Here is an 18791-nt window from a genome sequence, read left to right as displayed (position 1 = left end):
CGGTTGTCGTCTGGGAAAAAGGAAAGGAATCCGGCGCGCACCGGCCGATCCGGTGCCGCGTCGTCTCGCTAGTTTAGTACAACTCGTTCGGCGCTTTGGCACGCGAGCCCCGTGCGGCGGGCGTTTCCCGCCCGCCTACTGTGGTTCGCGCGCCACGTTTACGGTTTCCAGTGTACGAAGTTGCGATACAGACGCAACCCGACTTCCGCGCTTTTCTCCGGGTGGAATTGGGTCGCGAAGAGATTGTCCCGCGCGACCGCGGACGTAAACGGCGCGCCGTAGACCGTTTCGCCGACCGTATGCGCCGGGTTGTCCGGCGTCACGTAATAGCTGTGCACGAAGTAGAAATAGGCGTCGTCCGGCACGCCGTCCCACAACGGGTGCGGCTGCGACTGGCGCACGCGGTTCCAGCCCATCTGCGGCACCTTGAAGCGCGAGCCGTCGTCCTGCAGCTGGCCGTCGAGCGCGAAGCGCACGACCTTGCCCGGCAGCAGGCCGAGGCCCTTCGTGTCGCCCTCGGCGCTCCAGTCGAACAGCATCTGCTCGCCGACGCACACGCCCAGCAGCGGCTTCGTGCGCGACGCCTCGAGCACCGCTTCCTGCAGGCCCGATTCGCCGAGGCAGCGCATGCAGTCCGGCATCGCGCCCTGGCCGGGCAGCACGACGCGGTCGGCCGCGCGAATCGCGGCCGGCGTGTCGACGATCGCCACGTCGGCGGCCGGTTCGGCCTTCATGAGCGCCTGCGCGACCGAGCGCAGGTTGCCCATCCCATAATCCACAATCGCAATCGAAGTTTTCATCTCAGTGCAGGCAGTAGCGCCCTCAGTCCGTTGACGATGAATTCCACCGCCAGCGCCGACAGCATCAGTCCCATCAGCCGCGTGGCGATATTGATGCCGGTGCGGCCGATCCAGTTCGCGATCGGCTCGGCGAGCCGCATCGCGACGAAACACAGGCAGGCGAGGATCGCGCCGATCGCGACCAGCCCCACCCGGTCATACCAGTGGCGCGAGTTCGCCGCATAGATGATCACCGTGCTGATCGAGCCGGGGCCCGTCAGCAGCGGGATCGCGAGCGGCACCACCGCGATGTTGTCCTTCTGCTCGGCTTCGTGGCGCTCCTCCGGCGTCGAGCGGGTGTTGCCGGCCTGCGCGTTCAGCATGCTGATCGCCATCAGCAGCATGATGATCCCGCCGCCCACCTCCAGCGAGCCGACCGAAATGCCGAAGAAGTCGATGATCTGCTGGCCGAGCAGCGTCGTCACCGTGATCACGCAGAACACCGACACCGACGCGATCCGGATCGTCCGGCGCCGCTCGTCGTCCGTCTGCTGCGCGGTCAGGCTCAGGAAAAACGGCACCGCGCCGACCGGGTTGATCAGCGCGAGCAGCGAAATGAACGATTTGAGCAGATCCATCGCAAGCCGGCGCGACGCGCCGAAGCCGTGAGGTTGGTGCGTCCGGTCAGAAGGTGAAGTTCAGAGGCTGCCCTTCGTCGACGGGACCTGCCCCGCCGCGCGTTCGTCGAGCTCCGTCGCCATCCGCAGCGCGCGGCCGAAGGCCTTGAACACCGTCTCGAGCTGGTGGTGCGCGTTGATCCCGCGCAGGTTGTCGACGTGCAGCGTCACGCCCGCATGGTTCACGAAGCCGCGGAAGAACTCGATCGACAGGTCGACGTCGAAGGTGCCGATCCGCGCGCGCGTGAACGGCACGTGGAATTCGAGGCCCGGACGGCCCGAGAAATCGATCACGACGCGCGACAGCGCCTCGTCGAGCGGCACGTACGAATGGCCGTAGCGGCGGATGCCCTTCTTGTCGCCGATCGCCTTCGCGACCGCCTGGCCGAGCGTGATGCCGACGTCCTCGACCGTGTGGTGATCGTCGATATGCGTGTCGCCATGCGCCTCGACCTCGAGATCGACCAGACCGTGTCGTACGATCTGGTCGAGCATATGGTCGAGGAACGGCACGCCGGTCGCGAGCTTCTGCTGGCCGGTGCCGTCGAGGTTGAGCTTCACACGGATCTGCGTTTCGCTGGTATTGCGAACGACTTCCGCCACACGCATGGCAATTCCTTGACTGAGTCGATGTAAATGGGGATTGATCGTTTCGCGCCGCGGCGCCATCAGGCTCGACCGGGCAGCGCGAGTTTCAATGCGGCCAGCAGGCGGGCGTTTTCATCGGGAGAACCGACGGTCAGCCGCACGCATTCGGCCAGCAACGGATGCATTTTACTCACGTTTTTGACCAGCACCCGCTCGGTCAGCAGCGCGTCGAACACCGCCGCCGCGTCCGGCACGCGCACCAGCAGGAAATTGCCGGCGCTCGGGAACACCGTCGTGCCCGGCAGCGCGGCCACGGCTTGCGCGAGGCGCGCGCGCTCGGCGCGCAGCTCGGCCGCCTGCGCGTCGAGCACGTCGAGATGGTCGAGCAGGAAATCGGCGGTCGCCTGCGTCAGCACGTTGATGTTGTACGGCGGACGCACCTTGTCGAACTCCGCGAGCCACGCCGGCAGCCCGGCGAGGTAGCCGAGGCGGATGCCCGCGAGGCCGAGCTTCGACACCGTGCGCATCACGACGACGTTGTCGAACTCCGCCGCGCGCGGCAGCCACGAGCGCTCGGCGAACGGCTGGTACGCCTCGTCGATCACGACCAGGCTGTGCCGCGCGGCTGCGATGATCCGCTCGACGCCTGCGGCGTCGTACAGCGTGCCGGTCGGGTTGTTCGGGTACGCGAGATAGACGAGCGCCGGGCGGTGCTCGGCGATCGCCGCGAGCATCGCATCGACGTCGAGCGTCAGGTCGGCCGCGAGCGGCACGCCGACGAACTCGAGCTGCGCGAATTTCGCCGACAGCTCGTACATCACGAAGCCCGGCACCGGCGCGAGCACCTTCGCGCCCGGCTTCGCGCACGCGATCGACATCATGCTGATGATCTCGTCGGAGCCGTTGCCGAGCAGCACGTCGCACGCGGCCGGCACGCCCATCGTGCGGCGCAGCTTGTCGATGAGCGCGGCCGGACGCGGCGCCGGATAGCGGTTCAGCGCGACCTGCGCGAGGCGCGCGCCGAGCGCAGCCGCGAGCGGCTCGGGCAGCGGGTACGGGTTCTCCATCGCGTCGAGCTTCACGAACCCGCTCGCGTCCGGCACCGGGTAGCTCGTCATCGCGAGCACGTCGCGGCGAATGATGTCTTGTGGCGTCGTCATGGTCTCAAGCCGGCGTGCGTTGCGCCGGCGTCAAAGGGTCGTCGGCGCGGCGGCGGCCGCCGCGCCCGTCTGCGGCCCGGGCAATCAGCCCTGGCCGCCGCCTTTCATCCGGTATTCGGCGCTCTTCGCATGCGCCTGCAGCCCCTCGCCGTACGCGAGCTCGGACGCGATCTCGCCGAGCGTATGCGCGCCTTCGGCGCTGACTTCGATCACGCTCGAGCGCTTGATGAAGTCGTACACGCCGAGCGGCGACGAGAAGCGCGCGGTGCGCGACGTCGGCAGCACGTGGTTCGGGCCCGCGCAGTAGTCGCCGAGGCTCTCGCTGGTGTAGCGGCCGAGGAAGATCGCGCCGGCGTGACGGATCTGCTGGCCCCACTGCTGCGGCTCCAGCGCGGAAATCTCGAGGTGCTCGGGTGCGATGTCGTTCGCGATCCGGCACGCTTCGGCCATGTCGCGCACCTTGACCAGCGCGCCGCGGCCTTCGAGCGACGCGCGGATCACGGCCTCGCGCGGCATCGTCGGCAGCAGCTCGCCGATCGCCTTCTCGACGCGCTCGATGAACGACGCGTCCGGGCACAGCAGGATCGACTGCGCGAGCTCGTCGTGCTCGGCCTGCGAGAACAGGTCCATCGCGACCCAGTTCGGATCCGTCGTGCCGTCGCACAGCACGAGGATCTCCGACGGTCCGGCGATCATGTCGATGCCGACCGTGCCGAACACGCGGCGCTTCGCCGACGCGACGTACGCGTTGCCGGGCCCGCAGATCTTGTCGACGGCCGGCACGGTCGCGGTGCCGTACGCGAGCGCGGCCACCGCCTGCGCGCCGCCGATCGTGAACACGCGGTCGACGCCGCCGAGCAGCGCCGCGGCGAGCACGAGGTCGTTCTTCACGCCGTCCGGGGTCGGCACGACCATCACGATCTCGCCGACGCCCGCGACGCGCGCGGGAATCGCGTTCATCAGCACCGACGACGGATAGGCCGCCTTGCCGCCCGGCACGTACAGGCCGACGCGGTCGAGCGGCGTGACCTTCTGGCCGAGCACCGTGCCGTCGCTTTCCGTGTACTGCCAGCTATGGCTGCCGCACTCGATCTTCTGCTTCTCGTGATACCCGCGCACGCGCGCCGCGGCCGCTTCCAGCGCCGCGCGCGCCTTCGGCGCGAGGCCGTCGAGCGCTTCCTGCAGCGCTTCCTGCGGCAGCTCCAGCGCGGCGACGCTGCCCGCGTTCAGCCGGTCGAAGCGGTTCGTGTACTCAAGCACCGCGGCGTCGCCGCGCGCCTTCACGTCGGCGAGGATCTGCGCGACCGAGCGCTCGATCGCGTCGTCCTCGCTCGCCTCGAACGCGAGCACCGCGCGCAGCGCGGCGTCGAAGCCTTCGCTCGTCGAATCGAGTTTGCGGATGGTGATGGACATGGAAGTTCCGTTACGGTGTGCGCTCACGCGCCATTCTGCGACGCGCGTTCGAACGCGTCGAGGATCGGCTTGAGCGCCGCGCGCTTGAGCTTCAGCGCAGCCTGGTTCACGACGAGGCGCGACGAGATCTGCATGATCTCCTCGACCTCGACCAGATTGTTCGCCCGGAGCGTGCCGCCCGAGCTGACGAGGTCGACGATCGCGTCGGCGAGGCCGACGAGCGGCGCAAGCTCCATCGACCCGTACAGCTTGATCAGGTCGACGTGCACGCCCTTCGCGGCGAAGTGCTCGCGCGCCGCTTCGACGTACTTCGTCGCGACGCGCAGGCGCGCGCCCTGGCGCACCGCCTTGGCGTAGTCGAAGCCGGCGGGCACCGCCACCGACAGCCGGCAGCGCGCGATGTTCAGGTCGATCGGCTGGTACAGGCCCGAGCCGCCGTGCTCGATCAGCACGTCCTTGCCGGCCACGCCGAAGTCGGCGGCGCCGTATTCGACGTAGGTCGGCACGTCGCTCGCGCGCACGATGATCACGCGCAGGTCCGGGTTGGTCGTCGGCAGGATCAGCTTGCGCGACGTTTCCGGATCCTCGGTTACCTGCACCCCGGCAGCGGCGAGCAGCGGCAGGGTTTCCTCGAAAATCCGGCCCTTCGACAGGGCCAGGGTCAGCGGCGCGCTCATGCTTGGCTCCCGGAAACGCGGCGCACGTTCGCGCCGACGGCCGTCAGTTTGGCTTCCATCCGGTCGTAGCCCCGGTCGAGGTGATAGATGCGGTCGACGAGCGTCTCGCCGTCGGCGCGCAGGCCGGCGATCACGAGGCTCGCGGACGCGCGCAGGTCGGTGGCCATCACCATCGCGCCGGACAGCTTGTCGACGCCCGTCACGAGCGCGGTGTTGCCGTCGACGGTGATGTTCGCGCCGAGCCGGTTCAGCTCCTGCACGTGCATGAAGCGGTTCTCGAAGATCGTCTCGACGACCTGCGCGGTGCCCGCCGCGACCGAGTTCAGCGCCATGAACTGCGCCTGCATGTCGGTCGGGAACGCCGGGTATTCGGACGTGCGGATCGTCACCGCGGACGGCCGGCGGTCCATCTTCACGCGCAGCCAGGTGTCGCCTTCCTCGACCGTCACGCCGGCCTCGCGCAGCTTGTCGATCACCGCGTCGAGGATGTGCGGGCGCACGCCCGTCAGCGTCACGTCGCCGCCCGCCGCCGCGACCGCGCACAGGAACGTGCCGGCCTCGATGCGGTCCGGAATCACCGAATGACGCGCGCCGTGCAGCCGCTCGACACCCTGGATCACGAGCCGGTCGGTGCCGATCCCGTCGATCTTCGCGCCCATCTCGACGAGCAGGTGCGCAAGATCGCTCACTTCCGGCTCGCGCGCGGCGTTCTCGATCACCGTCTCGCCGTCGGCGAGCGTCGCCGCCATCAGCAGGTTCTCGGTGCCCGTCACCGTGATCATGTCGGTGACGATGCGCGCGCCCTTCAGGCGCTTCGCGCGCGCCTCGATGAAGCCGTGCTCGATGCTGATCTCGGCGCCCATCGCCTGCAGGCCCTTGATGTGCTGGTCGACCGGTCGCGCGCCGATCGCGCAGCCGCCCGGCAGCGACACCTTCGCCTCGCCGAAGCGCGCGAGCAGCGGCCCGAGCACGAGGATCGACGCGCGCATCGTCTTCACGAGCTCGTACGGCGCGACGAGGTTGTCGACGCGCGACGCGTCGAGCTGCACGCGGCAGCCGTCCGTCTCGCTCTTCACGCCCATCTGGTTCAGGACCTTCAGCGTGGTGCGGACGTCCTTCAGGTTCGGCACGTTGTCGAGGTGGACCGGATCGGCCGTCAGCAGGCCCGCGCACAGAATCGGCAGCGCCGCGTTCTTCGCGCCCGACACGACGATCTCGCCGGACAGCCGGCGGCCGCCTTCGATCACGAGCTTGTCCATCCCATGTCCCTGCGTATCCCGATTCCCGGCCGGGTGTGCCGCGGCGACGCTCTCGACGGCGTCGCGCTCGTTGACGGTGACTTGCACTCAGTGGTTCCGGTTATGCGTTCTGCCATTCGGCGGGCGTCAGCGTCTTCATGCTGAGCGCGTGGATTTCCTGCTTCATGCGGTCGCCGAGCGCCGCATAGACGAGCTGATGCCGCTGGATCGGCCGCTTGCCCTCGAAGGCCGGCGACACGATCGTCGCGAAGAAGTGCTGGCCGTCGCCTTCGACTTCCAGATGCGTGCAGGCGAGCCCGCCCGCGATGTATTGCTTGACCTGCTCGGGAGTCGGCAACATGTGATGCTCCTGTCGGTGCGCGCCGGACCGCGCGCGGCGCCACGCTCCCCGAGGGAAGCGGCGCCGCGCGCGGCGGCCGATTCATATCAATGACGCAGTTTGTAGCCGGTCGCGAGCAGCCGCATCGCGACGAGCGCGAGCAGCATGAAGAAACCGGCGACGATCGCGAGGCTCGCGAGCGGGTTGATGTCGGACGCGCCGAAGAACCCGTAGCGAAAGCCGTCGATCATGTAGAAAAACGGGTTGAGACGCGAGATTTCGCGCCACACGGGCGGCAGCGAATGCGTCGAGTAGAACACGCCGGACAGGAACGTCAGCGGCATGATCAGGAAGTTCTGGAACGCGGCGAGCTGGTCGAACTTCTCCGCCCAGATCCCGGCGATGAGGCCGAGCGTGCCGAGGATCGCCGCGCCGAACAGCGCGAACGCGAGGATGAACACGGGCGCCGCGAACTGCATCGGGATGAACCAGACCGTCACGACGAACACGCCCGCACCGACCGCGAGCCCGCGCACGACGGACGCCAGCACATACGCGCCGTAGATGTCCTTGTACGACAGTGGCGGCAGCAGCATGAACACGAGGTTGCCGGTGATCTTCGACTGGATCAGCGACGACGAGCTGTTCGCGAACGCGTTCTGCAGCACGCTCATCATCACGAGGCCCGGCACGAGGAAGCTCACGTACTCGACGCCCGGATACACCTCGACGCGGCCCGACAGCGCATGGCCGAAGATCGTCAGGTACAGCAGCGCCGTGACGACGGGCGCGAGCACCGTCTGGAACGACACCTTCCAGAACCGCAGGATTTCCTTGTAGAACAGCGTCTGAAAACCGCTCATGCCAATCCCTCGATCGCCTCGGCCCCGTTCATCACCTGGACGAACACATCCTCGAGGTCGGCCTTCCTGACCTCGATCTCGTCGAACGTGCAGCCGGCGGCGCGGCACTGCGCGAGGATGCGTTCGACCTCGTCGTAGTTCGCGAGCCGCAGCAGGTGCTCGCCGCTCGCGCGGGCGGCCGGGTCGGTTTCCAGCGCGCGCAGCTCGCCGGGCAGTGCGCCGTGCGCGAGGCGCAGGTACAGCTGCAGGCCGGCGAAGCGCTGCAGCAGCGCGTCGGTGCGGTCGAGCGCGACCACTTCGCCCCGGCGCAGCATCGCGATGCGATCGCACAGCGACTCGGCTTCCTCGAGGTAGTGGGTGGTCAGCACGATCGTGTGGCCTTCGCGGTTCAGCCGCGAGATGAATTTCCACAGCGTCTGGCGCAGCTCGACGTCGACGCCGGCGGTCGGCTCGTCGAGCACGATCACGGGCGGCCGGTGCACGAGCGCCTGCGCGACCAGCACGCGGCGCTTCATCCCGCCCGACAGCGCGCGCATGTTCGCGTCCGCCTTCTCGGTCAGGTCGAGATTGGCCATCACTTCGTCGATCCAGTCGTCGTTGTGGCGCAGCCCGAAGTAGCCGGACTGGATCCGCAGCGTCTCGCGCACCGTGAAGAAGGGATCGAACACCAGCTCCTGCGGCACGACGCCGAGCGCGCGGCGCGCGGCCCGGAAGTCCTTGACGACGTCATGGCCGCGCACCGAGATGCTGCCTTCGTCGGCCCGGGCGAGCCCGGCGAGGATGCTGATGAGCGTAGTCTTGCCTGCGCCGTTCGGGCCGAGCAGACCGAAAAACTCGCCTTCCTCGACCGACAGGCTGACGCCCTTGAGCGCCTGAAGCGACTTGTAGCGCTTCTTGACGTGACGGATTTCTATGGCTGACATGGACTGTGCGCGGCGCAACGGCCGCGACGCCTATTCTGTGCTTGCTGCGAAAGAAAATGGGGGCCCGACGCCGATCGGCAGTCCCGCAAAACGCTTGATTATAGGGCAAACCGACGGGAGGGGACGGCCATTGGAGGCCGGCGCCCCGCAGGGGCCGGCTTCAGCCGGATACGGTCAGTCGGACACGGTCGGTCAGACAGGGTCAATGTCGCCCGTTGATGAGCGCGTCGACGCCGTAGGCCTGCGCGAGGCTGGCGAGCTTCGGAGGGAAATTGAGGATGTCGAGGCGGGTGCCGCGCGCCTGCGCGGCGCGCTGCCATGCGAGCAGCACGGAGAGCGCGGACGAGTCGAATTCCGCGAGCGCCGCGCAGTCGACAGCGGTGGCGCCCGCGCCGATCTGCGCGAGCCCCGCCGCGAGCGCGGCCTTCGCGCTCGCGTGGGTCAGCGTGGAACCGGCTGCGAAGCCGCTCACGACGCCTGCTTGCCGGCGGCAAGCTCCTGGTTGCGCTGCGACAGGAACTGGATCAGGCCATCCACGCCGCTTTGCTGGATCTTCTCGTTGAACTGCTGCTGGTACGTCTGGATCAGCCACGCGCCGAGCACGTTCAGGTCATACACCCTCCAGCCCTGCTGCGTCTTGTACAGGCGGTAGTCGATCTGGACCGGCTGGCCGTTGTTCATCGCGACCGTCTTGACCACGACGTCGGTGTCCTCCGGGCTCGCGCGGAACGGCGGGTACTGGATCTGCTGGTCCGGCTTCAGCTGCGCGATTGCGCCCGAATACGTGCGGATCAGCAGCAGCTTGAACTGCTCCATCACTTGCTGCTGCTGCGCCTGCGACGCTTCACGCCAGTGGCGGCCCATCGCAAGCTGCGTGGTGCGGCGGAAATCGGTGTACGGCAGGATGTCCTTGTTGACGATCGTGATGATGCGGTTCGTGTCGCCCTGCTTGATCGTCTGCTGCTTCACTTCATCGAGCACCTGCTGCGTCGCAGTCTTGATCAGCGCCTGCGGGTTCGACTGGTCGACTTCCGCGTGAGCTGCCGCGCCGAACGAGAAGAGCGCTGCGAAAACCGGGATCAGGAACAGTTTCTTCATAATATTGACCTGCATGAATGAGTCAATGCGGAGGTTGGAGCCGGTAGCTTACGCGCAAGTTCGCGTGCGCCACCGGCATAATCGTTTCCGGCTGTAACGAATGTAAGTCCGATCAATGCAGCCGGATGCTCGGGATGCGCAGCCCGCCGGGCGCCGGCGGCGTCACCTGCATCGGCGGCACGATCGTTGCGCTGGCCGGATTCGGCGAACCGGCCGCCCCCGGCGCCACCGCGCCGGATGCCCCCGCCGGCGCGGACGCAGCGGCGGGCGCCGCCGCACTGTCGTCCGGCAGGTCGTACTTCGGCAGCGCTTCGCTGTCCGACGATGCGCCCGCTTCGCCGCGCGCGTTGCTGATCAGCATCTGGCGCCGCTGCAGGTACGCGTTGCGCACGAACGAATACTTGTCGATCGCCGCCGCTTCGAGCACGTCGCCCGCGCCGAGCAGGTTCGAGCGCGTATTCACGAGGTTCAGGCCGAAGAGGCCATAGCTCACGCCGTCCGGCTTCACGTAGGTGAGCGGGTTGCCAACGTAGTCGACGCCGAGGCCCGCCGCGTCGCGCACCGTGCTCGGGCCGAGCAGCGGCAGCACCAGGTACGGGCCCGCCGGGATGCCGTAGCGGCCCATCGTGACGCCGAAGTCGGCCGTGTGCTTCGGCAGCTTCGCGATCGTCGCGACGTCGAACAGGCCGCCGACACCGAACACCGTGTTGATCACGACGCGCATGATGTCGCCGACGCCGTCGGCGATCCGCAGCTGAACGAGGTTGTTCGCCGCGATGTAGACGTCGCCGATGTTCGAGAAGAAGTTCGTCACGCTGTCGCGCACCGGCTGCGGCACCACGTACTGATAGCCCTTCGCGACCGGCTTCAGCGCATAGGTGTCGACGGTGTCGTTGAACTTGTACACCGTCCGGTTGAAGCCCTCGAGCGGATCGCCCTTGGTCGGCGTCTGCACGGTGGCGCAGCCGCTCAGCGCGGCTGCCGCAGCCACCGCAAGCGCGGCGTGCCTGATCCGAATCGTCTGCATGATCGTTTCCCCTCTTATTGATCTCTCGTGTGGTTATTGGGTGCCGGATGCGGCAGGCGCCGTCGCGGCAGGCGCGCCGGAAGCCGATTTCGCACCGCCGGCGTCCGCCGCCTTGCTGTACAGGAACTGGCCGATCAGGTTCTCGAGCACGATCGCCGACTGCGTCATCGCGATCGTGTCGCCCGCCTTCAGCATCTCGGAATCGCCGCCCGGCTCGAGGCCGACGTACTGCTCGCCGAGCAGGCCCGACGTCAGGATCTTCGCGGACGAGTCCTTCGGAAACTGGTATTGCTTGTCGAGATCGATCGTCACGAGCGCCTGGTAGGTGTTCGTGTCGAAGCCGATCGCCTTCACGCGGCCGACCACGACGCCCGCGCTCTTCACGGCGGCGCGCGGCTTCAGCCCGCCGATGTTGTCGAATTTCATCCTCACCGCGTAGGTCGGCTGAAACGACAGCGAACTCATGTTGCCGACCTTCAGCGCAAGGAACAGCACCGCAAGGAAGCCCACCACCACGAACAGGCCGACCCAGAAGTCGAGAGCAGTCTTTTTCATCGTCATCCCAAAATATGGCTTGGCTGAGGCTTAGCTGAACATCAGCGCGGTCAGCAGGAAATCGAGGCCGAGTACGGCGAGCGACGCGAACACGACCGTCTTGGTGGTCGCGCGGGACACGCCCTCGGGCGTCGGCTTCGCCTCGTACCCTTGAAACAGTGCAATGAAGGTCACGGCGAACCCGAACACGATGCTCTTCAGCACACCGTTGCCGACGTCGGCCCAGACCTGCACGCCGCCTTGCATCTGCGACCAGAACGCACCCGGATCGACGCCGATCAGGATCACCCCGACGAAATAGCCGCCGAGCACGCCGACCGCGTTGAAGATCGCCGCGAGGAGCGGCATCGTGATGATCCCGCCCCACATGCGCGGCGCGATCACCGTCTTGATCGGATCGACCGCCATCATCTCGAGCGCGGTGAGCTGCTCGCCGGCTTTCATCAGGCCGATCTCGGCGGTCAGCGACGTGCCCGCGCGGCCCGCGAACAGCAGCGCCGTGACGACGGGCCCAAGCTCGCGCACGAGCGACAGCGCGACGAGCAGGCCGAGCGCCTGCTCGGACCCGTAGCGGTTCAGCGTGTAGTAGCCCTGCAGGCCGAGCACGAAGCCGACGAACAGGCCCGACACCGCGATGATCACGAACGAGTAGTTGCCGAGGAAGTGAATCTGCTTCGTGACGAGCCGCGGCCGGCGCAGCAGCGGGAAGAACTCCAGCACGAGCCGCACGAACATGCGGGCGCCATAGCCGACGCGCACGAGGCCGCCGTTGACGAAACGTCCGATCGCGCTGATCATGCGCGCCCTCCGCCGAGCCCGAAATCCGCGCCGAGCGGCGGGCTCGTGTAATGAAATTTGAACGGGCCGTCCGGCGCGCCGTCGATGAACTGGCGCACGCTCGGATCGGTCGACGCGCGCAGCTCGTCGGGCGTGCCCTGCGCGAGCACGCCGCCGTTGGCCAGGAAGTACACGTAGTCGGCGATCGCGAACGACTCCGGCACGTCGTGCGTGACGAGGATCGACGTCGCGCCGAGCGCGTGGTTCAGCGTGCGGATCAGGTTCGCGGTGATGCCGAGCGAGATCGGGTCGAGGCCCGCGAACGGCTCGTCGTACATGATCAGCTGCGGATCGAGCGCGATCGCCCGCGCGAGCGCGATGCGCCGCGCCATGCCGCCCGACACCTCGGACGGCATCAGGTCGCGTGCGCCGCGCAGGCCCACCGCGTTGAGCTTCATCAGCACCAGATCGCGGATCAGCTCCTCGGGCAGGTCGGTATGCTCGCGCAGCGCGAACGCGACGTTGTCGAACACCGACATGTCGGTAAACAGCGCGCCGAACTGGAACAGCATGCCCATCTTGCGGCGCAGCGCGTACAGGCCGTCGCGCGTCTGCGCGCCGACGTCGGCGCCGTCGAACAGGACCTGGCCGCGGCGCGCGCGCACGAGCCCGCCGATCAGGCGCAGCACGGTGGTCTTGCCGCAGCCCGAGCCGCCCATGACCGCGACCACCTGCCCGCGCGCGAAGCGCAGGTTCAGGTTCGACAGGACGAGACGGTCGCCGTAGCCGAAGTCGACGTCACGGAGTTCCAGCAGGGTCTCTGAGGTGGTGGGGGCGCTCACGGAGCTGACATTCCTTATACGCAGAACGCCGAATTATAGGGCCTGCATCGGAATGATGTCGTGACGCCGCCCTCGGCCTTCCGGTCAATGAATGTCAAATTATCCGGGAAACAATTGCTGCAACGCAATAATCCTCGCGCGATAATCCGCAGCCCCGGTCACCGCGCTGACCACCGCGACGCTGCCGACGCCCGTCGCCAGCACGGCCGGCAGCGTGTCCGGCCCGACCCCGCCGATCGCGACGAGCGGCGCCTGCGCGCCCGCGAAGCGCGCGTAGCGGGCGATCCGGGCGAGCCCCTGCGGCGGCGCGGCGACCGCCTTGGTCGTGGTCGCGAACACCGGCCCGAGCGCGAGATAGCTCGGACGCACGTGCAGCGCGCGCAACATTTCGTAATATCCGTGACTCGACAGTCCGAGCCGCAGCCCCGCGCGCGTGATCGCCGCCAGGTCGGCCGTCTCGAGATCCTCCTGGCCCAGGTGCACGCCATATGCACCGGCGTCCGCGGCAATCTGCCAATAGTCGTTGATGAACACGCGCGCGTCCGGATGGCGGCGCCCCGCAGCGACCGCGCGCTCGATTTCCGCGCGCAGCAGGTCCGGCGCGGCGCCCTTCACGCGCAACTGCACGGTCAGCACGCCGCAGTCCAGCACCCGCTCGACCCATTCCGCGCTCGGCACGACCGGATACAGGCCGAGCCGCGCGGGACACGGCCTAAAGGCCGGCTCGGGCGCGGGCGGCAGCCCGGCGGCGCGCGGAAAACGCGCGGGGTCCACCGGCCACGCATCGGCGGCGGCCTCGTCGCCGTCGCGCCACGCGAGCGCAAGCACCAGCGCGTCGGGCGGCGCGAAGCCGCAGTCGAGGAACGCGGCGAACGCGGGCATCCAGTCGTCCGCGAGCGGGTGCGCGGCGGCGAGCGCGACGCGTTCGCCCGCGCGGTGCAGCACCGCGTGGCGCTCGCCGTATTCGATGACGGCCGCGCCGGGCGATGCCGGCCGCGACGCGGCGGACGCCAGCGCGCGCGCCGCGTGGTCGCCCTCCGACACGATCAGCACGTCGCCGTCGGCCGGCAGCTCGGGCGGCGCGACGCACAGCCGCCACGACGCCGCGCCGCGCGGCCACTCGCCGAGCCGCGCGCGAATCCGCTCCGCCGCCTCGGTCAGCTCGTCCGCGGGCGGCCAGAATGCGGCGGCCAGCCCCGCGCTCACGCGCCGCCCCCGTCCTGGTGCCAGAACGGCATGCCGACGACCGGCGTGCTCGCGTGCGCGGTTTCGCGCGCATCCATCGGCCCCGCGAGGTACGCGGCGCGGCCGGCTGCGACGCCCTGCGCGAACGCGCGCGCCATGATTTCCGGATGGGTCGCCTGCGACACTGCCGTGTTCAGCAGCACGCCGTCGAAGCCCCACTCCATCACCTGGCACGCGTGCGACGGCACGCCGAGCCCCGCGTCGACGATCAGCGGCACGTCCGGCAGCCGCTCGCGCAGCACGCGCAGCCCGTAAGGGTTCACGACGCCCTTGCCGGTGCCGATCGGCGCGCCCCACGGCATCAGCGCCTCGCAGCCGACGTCGAGCAGGCGCCGGCCGATCACGAGATCCTCGGTGCAGTACGGCAGCACCTTGAAGCCGTCCTTGACCAGCTGCGCGGCGGCCTCGATCAGGCCGACCGGGTCGGGCTGCAGCGTGTAGTCGTCGCCGATCAGCTCGAGCTTGATCCAGTCGGTCTCGAACACCTCGCGCGCCATGTGCGCGGTCGTCACCGCCTCGGCGACGGTCTGGCAGCCGGCCGTGTTCGGCAACAGCGGCACCGCGTGGCGCTTGAGCAGGTCGAAGAAGCCGGCTTCGGCGGTGCCGCCGCTCATCTGGCGGCGCAGCGCGACCGTCACGAGGCCGGGCTGCGCGGCCGCGATCGAATCGGACAGCGACTGCAGCGACGGATAGCGCGACGTGCCGAGCAGCACGCGGCTTGCGAAAGTTTCGCCGTACAGCGTCAGCGCATCGGCGGAAGGAAGGGACGTCATCTCGTGTTCCTGGAAAGATCGGGGACGCACCGGCGGCACTCAGCCGCCCGCGACCGGGTGCACGACGTCGAGCTTGTCGCCCGCCGCGAGCGCGCGCGCCGCATGCTGCGTGCGCGCGACGAACGTGCCGTTCAGCGCGACCGCGTACGGCGGCCGCGCGCCGTACGCGGCAAGCGCGTCGGCGACCGTCGCGCCGTCGGGCAGCGTGAGGGTCTGCTGATTGATCTGGATATTCATGGCTTGCTTCGTCGAATACGGGAGGCGACGCGCGTCAGGCCGGCTGGCGCGCGGCGTCGCGGTGATGAAGGAGATCCGGCCAGCGCGCCGCGCCGCGCCACGCGGCGAACCCATCCGCGCCGCCCAGCGCGCCGGACAGCGCCGCCTCGGCGAACGCGACCGCGGCGTGCGCGACCTCCGGCGCGATCATGAAGCCGTGCCGGTACAGGCCGTTGACGGCGAGCGTCGCGGCGCCGTCCCAGATCAGCGCCGGGCGATGGTCGGGCAGCGTCGGCCGGCACTGCGAATTCAGTTCGAGGATGCGCGCCTCGCCGAACGCCGGATGCACGGAGAACGCGGCGCTCAGCAGCTCCAGCGCGGAGCGCACGCTGACGGGCGACATGTCCTCGCCCTCCACTTCGGTCGCGCCGATCACGTACAGGTCGTCCTGCTTCGGCGCGATGTACAGCGGATAGCGCGGATGCAGCAGCCGCACCGGCCGCGTCAGGCCGATGCCGGGCGCATGCACGCGCGCGACCTCGCCGCGGATGCCGCGCAGCGCGGGCAGCACCGGCTTCGCGCCGAGCCCGCGGCAGTCGATCGTGAAATGCGCGTCGGGCAAATTGCCCGCGTCGATCGCGACGTGCCAGTGCGTATCGACGCCGCGCTGCGCAAGGCCCGCGGCAATTGCGCGCAGCGCCTGGCGGTTGTCGAGCTGGCCTTCGCGCGGCAGCAGCAGGCCGCGCGCGAAGCGGCCCGCGAGCGCCGGCTCGACCGCATCGACCTGCGCGCCCGCGAGCGTGACGAGGCCGCCGTCGAGCAGCGCGGCCGGCGCGTTCGCGCGCACGCGCCGCTCGAACAGCGGCGCCTCGGCGCGATCCGCGTGATGCCAGACGACGAGCGTGCCGTGGTGCTGGAAGTACACCGGCTCGGGAAGCTCCGCGAGCCACTGCGGCCACCGCGCGAGCGACGCCGCGCCCAGCTCGGTGATCAGCAGCTCAGCGCTGGCCGCCTCGGCGAGCGGCGCGAGCATCGCGGCCGCGACCCACGCGGCCGACTGCTCGCCGTCGGGGCCGCCGCGCTCGTAGAGCGCGACGCGATGCCCGTCGCCCGCGAGGCGCCACGCGATCAGGCGGCCGACGAGGCCGCCGCCCAGCACGGCGAAATCCGGACGAGAGGTCGGCGTGCTCATCGGACGCCCTCCCCGCGAAAAGCGCGTCCATGCGGAGCGGACACGCGTGCGTGATCCCGTGCGAACGCGCAAGGGGCGGGACAAAAGACTGAAGATTGATCGGCCATCGAATCCTTCCGTAACGCGCGACGCGCGTACCCAAAAGGACGAAACCGGCAGCAAAGGCCGGCCGGACGGAACAGCGCGCTGGCAATGGGGACGCAGCCAGCGCAGCCCGGCGGGATCGGAAACTTCCCGCGCCGGTATTACCCGGATCGGGTGCGAAGGGTCTCTCTCAGCCTCGCTGCGGCGCCGGAATCTCTGCCGGCCGTGCACGAAGCACCCCTGTTTCGTCGACGGCCATTAGACCATAAAAGCGGAAACCGCCGCAAACTGTCCCCGGTCGGCAATTTCACCGATGCCGCGCGCCGCTCTGGCACAATGCCCGCAGGCCGGTGCGCTTGGGCGCGCCGGTTGCCGTCTCACCGCTGGCCGTTAAGTACCGTTTAAGACGGGCGGACCACAATCCGCGACGCCCGCCGTCATGCGGCACCTTTTCCCGGCCCGCCGTTTTGCGGCGCGCACCCGGCACCGCCCGGCCTGTGCGCCGGCTACACATCAGGAAGCACATGACCCAATCGACCCATACCGCCCCCGATGCGCCGCAGGACGAGCGCCCGGTCTCCGCGTGGAGCCTCGTCAAGCCCTACTGGGTCTCGTCCGAATGGAAGATCGCGTGGGGATTGCTCGTCACGATCGTCGTGATCAATCTCTGCGTCGTCTGGATCAACGTCAAGCTGAACCAGTGGAACGCGCAGTTCTACAACGCGCTGCAGGCGAAGAATGTCCACGACTTCCCCGGTCTGCTGATGCAGTTCTCGGCGCTCGCGTTCGGCTTCATCATCCTCGCCGTGTATGGACGCTACCTGCGCCAGATGCTCGGGTTCCGCTGGCGGCAATGGCTGACCAACCGCTTTCTGAACGAATGGCTCGGCGATCGCGCGTTCTACCGGATCGAGCGCGACCGCCTCGCCGACAACCCCGACCAGCGGATCACCGACGACCTCCAGTCGTTCGCGACGACCACGCTCGCGCTGTCGCTCGACCTGCTGTCGACGGTCGTCACGCTCGTGTCGTTCATCACGATCCTGTGGTCGCTCGCCGGCGCGCTGACGTTCACGCTCGGCGGCACGCCGATCGCGATTCCCGGCTACATGGTGTGGGCGGCCGCGCTGTACGCGGTGGTCGGCTCGCTGATCATCCAGAAGGTCGGCCATCCGCTCGTGTCGATCAACTACCAGCAGCAGCGCGTCGAGGCGGACTTCCGCTTCGGGCTGATCCGCGTGCGCGAAAACGCCGAGCAGATCGCGTTCTATGACGGCGAGAACACTGAAAACGGCAACGCCCGCAACCTGTTCATGCGCATCCGCGACAACTGGTGGCGCGTGATGAAGTACACGAAGCGGCTCACGTTCGTGCTGAGCTTCTACGGCCAGATCGCGATCATCTTCCCGCTCGTCGTGGCCGCGCCGCGCTACTTCGCAGGCGCGTTCTCGTTCGGCGTGCTGATGCAGATCTCGTCCGCGTTCAACACCGTCAGCGACTCGTTCTCGTGGTTCATCAACAGTTACAGCACGCTCGTCGAATGGCGCGCGACCGTCAACCGTCTGCGCGAATTCAAGCGCGTGATGGGCGCGTCGCACCTGAAGGAAAGCGTGTCGCCCGCGACCGAGCACGGCGGCATCAACCTGCATTACGTCGATAGCGAGCATCTGTCGACGTCGTCGCTCAAGCTCGCGCTGCCGAACGGCAACGCGCTCGCCGACATCGGCAGCGTCACGATCGAACCCGGTTCGCGCTGGCTCGTGATCGGCAAGTCGGGCTCCGGCAAGAGCACGTTCATGCGCGCGCTCGCGGGACTCTGGCCGTTCGGCGACGGCGCGATCGACGCGCCGGTCAGCGCGCGGATGATGTTCGTGCCGCAGACGAGCTACCTGCCGATCGGCACGCTGAAGGCCGCGCTCACCTACCCCGCCACGGCCGACGCATACAGCGACGATGCGTGCCGCGACGCGCTGCGCGCGTGCCGGCTCGAAGAGTACGTCGACCGGCTCGGCGAGACCGGGCACTGGACCCGCGTGCTGTCGCCGGGAGAGCAGCAGCGTCTTGCCGGCGCGCGCGTGCTGCTGCACAAGCCGGACTTCCTGTTCCTCGACGAAGCGACGAGCGCGCTCGACGCGGACAACGAAGCGCGCCTCTATCACCTGTTCAACGAGCGGCTGCCGCAGGCCGCGATCGTCAGCATCGCGCACCGCGAATCGCTCGCCGCGTACCACGGCGGCACGATCAACGTCGAACGCGTGAGCGACAGCGACAAGGTCGCCGCGTAATCGCCCGCACGGGCGGCCGGTGCGCGTCGAGCGCCCCGG

The 18791-nt window shown here is 68.6% G+C and carries 21 protein-coding genes and 1 riboswitch; of the genes, 1 reads left to right on the top strand and 20 read right to left on the bottom strand.

Annotation, left to right across the window (positions count from 1 at the left end):
- Positions 1-158: 158 nt before the first annotated feature.
- The 20 genes from hisH to ACFIMZ_RS02115 all read right to left on the bottom strand — a co-directional run bounded on the left by hisH (position 159) and on the right by ACFIMZ_RS02115 (position 16383).
- A complete protein-coding gene (gene hisH, locus ACFIMZ_RS02210) occupies positions 159-800 on the bottom strand; it encodes an imidazole glycerol phosphate synthase subunit HisH (protein ID WP_431821199.1) in 642 nt (213 codons plus the stop codon).
- On the bottom strand, positions 797-1417 hold the full coding sequence (locus ACFIMZ_RS02205) for a YchE family NAAT transporter (protein WP_431821198.1): 621 nt from the start codon (positions 1415-1417) through the stop codon (positions 797-799). The genes hisH and ACFIMZ_RS02205 overlap by 4 nt, the downstream gene beginning before the upstream one ends.
- Before the next feature lie 60 nt (positions 1418-1477).
- Entirely contained in the window at positions 1478-2065 is a 588-nt protein-coding gene (gene hisB / locus ACFIMZ_RS02200) for an imidazoleglycerol-phosphate dehydratase HisB (protein WP_431821197.1), read from the bottom strand.
- 59 nt (positions 2066-2124) lie between these two features.
- A complete protein-coding gene (gene hisC, locus ACFIMZ_RS02195) occupies positions 2125-3204 on the bottom strand; it encodes a histidinol-phosphate transaminase (protein WP_431821196.1) in 1080 nt (359 codons plus the stop codon).
- Positions 3205-3288: 84 nt separating this feature from the next.
- A complete protein-coding gene (hisD, locus tag ACFIMZ_RS02190) occupies positions 3289-4617 on the bottom strand; it encodes a histidinol dehydrogenase (protein WP_431821195.1) in 1329 nt (442 codons plus the stop codon).
- A gap of 23 nt (positions 4618-4640) precedes the next feature.
- Positions 4641-5294 carry an ATP phosphoribosyltransferase gene (gene hisG / locus ACFIMZ_RS02185; protein WP_431821194.1) on the bottom strand — a complete coding sequence of 218 codons (654 nt, stop codon included), beginning with the start codon at positions 5292-5294 and terminating at the stop codon, positions 4641-4643.
- Positions 5291-6640: a UDP-N-acetylglucosamine 1-carboxyvinyltransferase gene (murA, locus tag ACFIMZ_RS02180; protein ID WP_431821193.1), complete on the bottom strand. Its 1350-nt coding sequence runs from the start codon at positions 6638-6640 to the stop codon at positions 5291-5293. Before murA ends, hisG begins: the two co-directional genes overlap by 4 nt.
- A gap of 13 nt (positions 6641-6653) precedes the next feature.
- Positions 6654-6893 (bottom strand): BolA family protein, encoded by a 240-nt coding sequence (locus tag ACFIMZ_RS02175; RefSeq protein WP_006406983.1) that lies wholly within the window; start codon positions 6891-6893, stop codon positions 6654-6656.
- 86 nt (positions 6894-6979) lie between these two features.
- Positions 6980-7735, bottom strand: coding sequence for an ABC transporter permease (locus ACFIMZ_RS02170; protein WP_431821192.1), 756 nt, complete (start codon positions 7733-7735; stop codon positions 6980-6982).
- Positions 7732-8658, bottom strand: a complete 927-nt coding sequence (locus ACFIMZ_RS02165) for an ABC transporter ATP-binding protein (protein ID WP_431821191.1) — start codon at positions 8656-8658, stop codon at positions 7732-7734. The genes ACFIMZ_RS02170 and ACFIMZ_RS02165 overlap by 4 nt, the downstream gene beginning before the upstream one ends.
- 202 nt (positions 8659-8860) lie before the next feature.
- A complete protein-coding gene (locus ACFIMZ_RS02160) occupies positions 8861-9130 on the bottom strand; it encodes an STAS domain-containing protein (protein WP_431821190.1) in 270 nt (89 codons plus the stop codon).
- The gene (locus tag ACFIMZ_RS02155; protein WP_431821189.1) at positions 9127-9756 is read right to left on the bottom strand and encodes an MlaC/ttg2D family ABC transporter substrate-binding protein; all 630 of its coding nucleotides are present in this window, start codon (positions 9754-9756) and stop codon (positions 9127-9129) included. Before ACFIMZ_RS02155 ends, ACFIMZ_RS02160 begins: the two co-directional genes overlap by 4 nt.
- Before the next feature lie 112 nt (positions 9757-9868).
- Positions 9869-10783 carry an MlaA family lipoprotein gene (locus tag ACFIMZ_RS02150; RefSeq protein WP_431821188.1) on the bottom strand — a complete coding sequence of 305 codons (915 nt, stop codon included), beginning with the start codon at positions 10781-10783 and terminating at the stop codon, positions 9869-9871.
- Positions 10784-10816: 33 nt separating this feature from the next.
- Entirely contained in the window at positions 10817-11344 is a 528-nt protein-coding gene (gene mlaD / locus ACFIMZ_RS02145) for an outer membrane lipid asymmetry maintenance protein MlaD (RefSeq protein ID WP_431821187.1), read from the bottom strand.
- A gap of 24 nt (positions 11345-11368) precedes the next feature.
- The gene (gene mlaE / locus ACFIMZ_RS02140) at positions 11369-12136 is read right to left on the bottom strand and encodes a lipid asymmetry maintenance ABC transporter permease subunit MlaE (protein WP_431821186.1); all 768 of its coding nucleotides are present in this window, start codon (positions 12134-12136) and stop codon (positions 11369-11371) included.
- Complete coding sequence (locus tag ACFIMZ_RS02135; RefSeq protein WP_042582942.1) at positions 12133-12957, bottom strand: ABC transporter ATP-binding protein; 825 nt, start codon at positions 12955-12957, stop codon at positions 12133-12135. The genes mlaE and ACFIMZ_RS02135 overlap by 4 nt, the downstream gene beginning before the upstream one ends.
- Before the next feature lie 99 nt (positions 12958-13056).
- On the bottom strand, positions 13057-14163 hold the full coding sequence (thiE, locus tag ACFIMZ_RS02130) for a thiamine phosphate synthase (protein ID WP_431821185.1): 1107 nt from the start codon (positions 14161-14163) through the stop codon (positions 13057-13059).
- Positions 14160-14975, bottom strand: coding sequence for a thiazole synthase (locus tag ACFIMZ_RS02125; RefSeq protein ID WP_059614082.1), 816 nt, complete (start codon positions 14973-14975; stop codon positions 14160-14162). The genes thiE and ACFIMZ_RS02125 overlap by 4 nt, the downstream gene beginning before the upstream one ends.
- Positions 14976-15014: 39 nt before the next feature.
- Positions 15015-15212, bottom strand: a complete 198-nt coding sequence (gene thiS, locus ACFIMZ_RS02120; protein ID WP_431821184.1) for a sulfur carrier protein ThiS — start codon at positions 15210-15212, stop codon at positions 15015-15017.
- Positions 15213-15246: 34 nt separating this feature from the next.
- The gene (locus tag ACFIMZ_RS02115) at positions 15247-16383 is read right to left on the bottom strand and encodes an FAD-dependent oxidoreductase (protein WP_431821183.1); all 1137 of its coding nucleotides are present in this window, start codon (positions 16381-16383) and stop codon (positions 15247-15249) included.
- Between the two features lie 214 nt (positions 16384-16597).
- Positions 16598-16719, bottom strand: a riboswitch (TPP riboswitch).
- Positions 16720-16991: 272 nt separating this feature from the next.
- Here ACFIMZ_RS02115 and ACFIMZ_RS02110 point away from each other — a divergent pair.
- A complete protein-coding gene (locus ACFIMZ_RS02110; RefSeq protein WP_431821182.1) occupies positions 16992-18752 on the top strand; it encodes an ABC transporter ATP-binding protein/permease in 1761 nt (586 codons plus the stop codon).
- The last annotated feature ends 39 nt before the right edge of the window (positions 18753-18791 follow it).

It is taken from the genome of Burkholderia sp. F1 (genome assembly GCF_050813845.1).
Lineage (GTDB): Bacteria > Pseudomonadota > Gammaproteobacteria > Burkholderiales > Burkholderiaceae > Burkholderia > Burkholderia ubonensis.
This window is presented reverse-complemented; position numbering and strand designations above follow the sequence as displayed.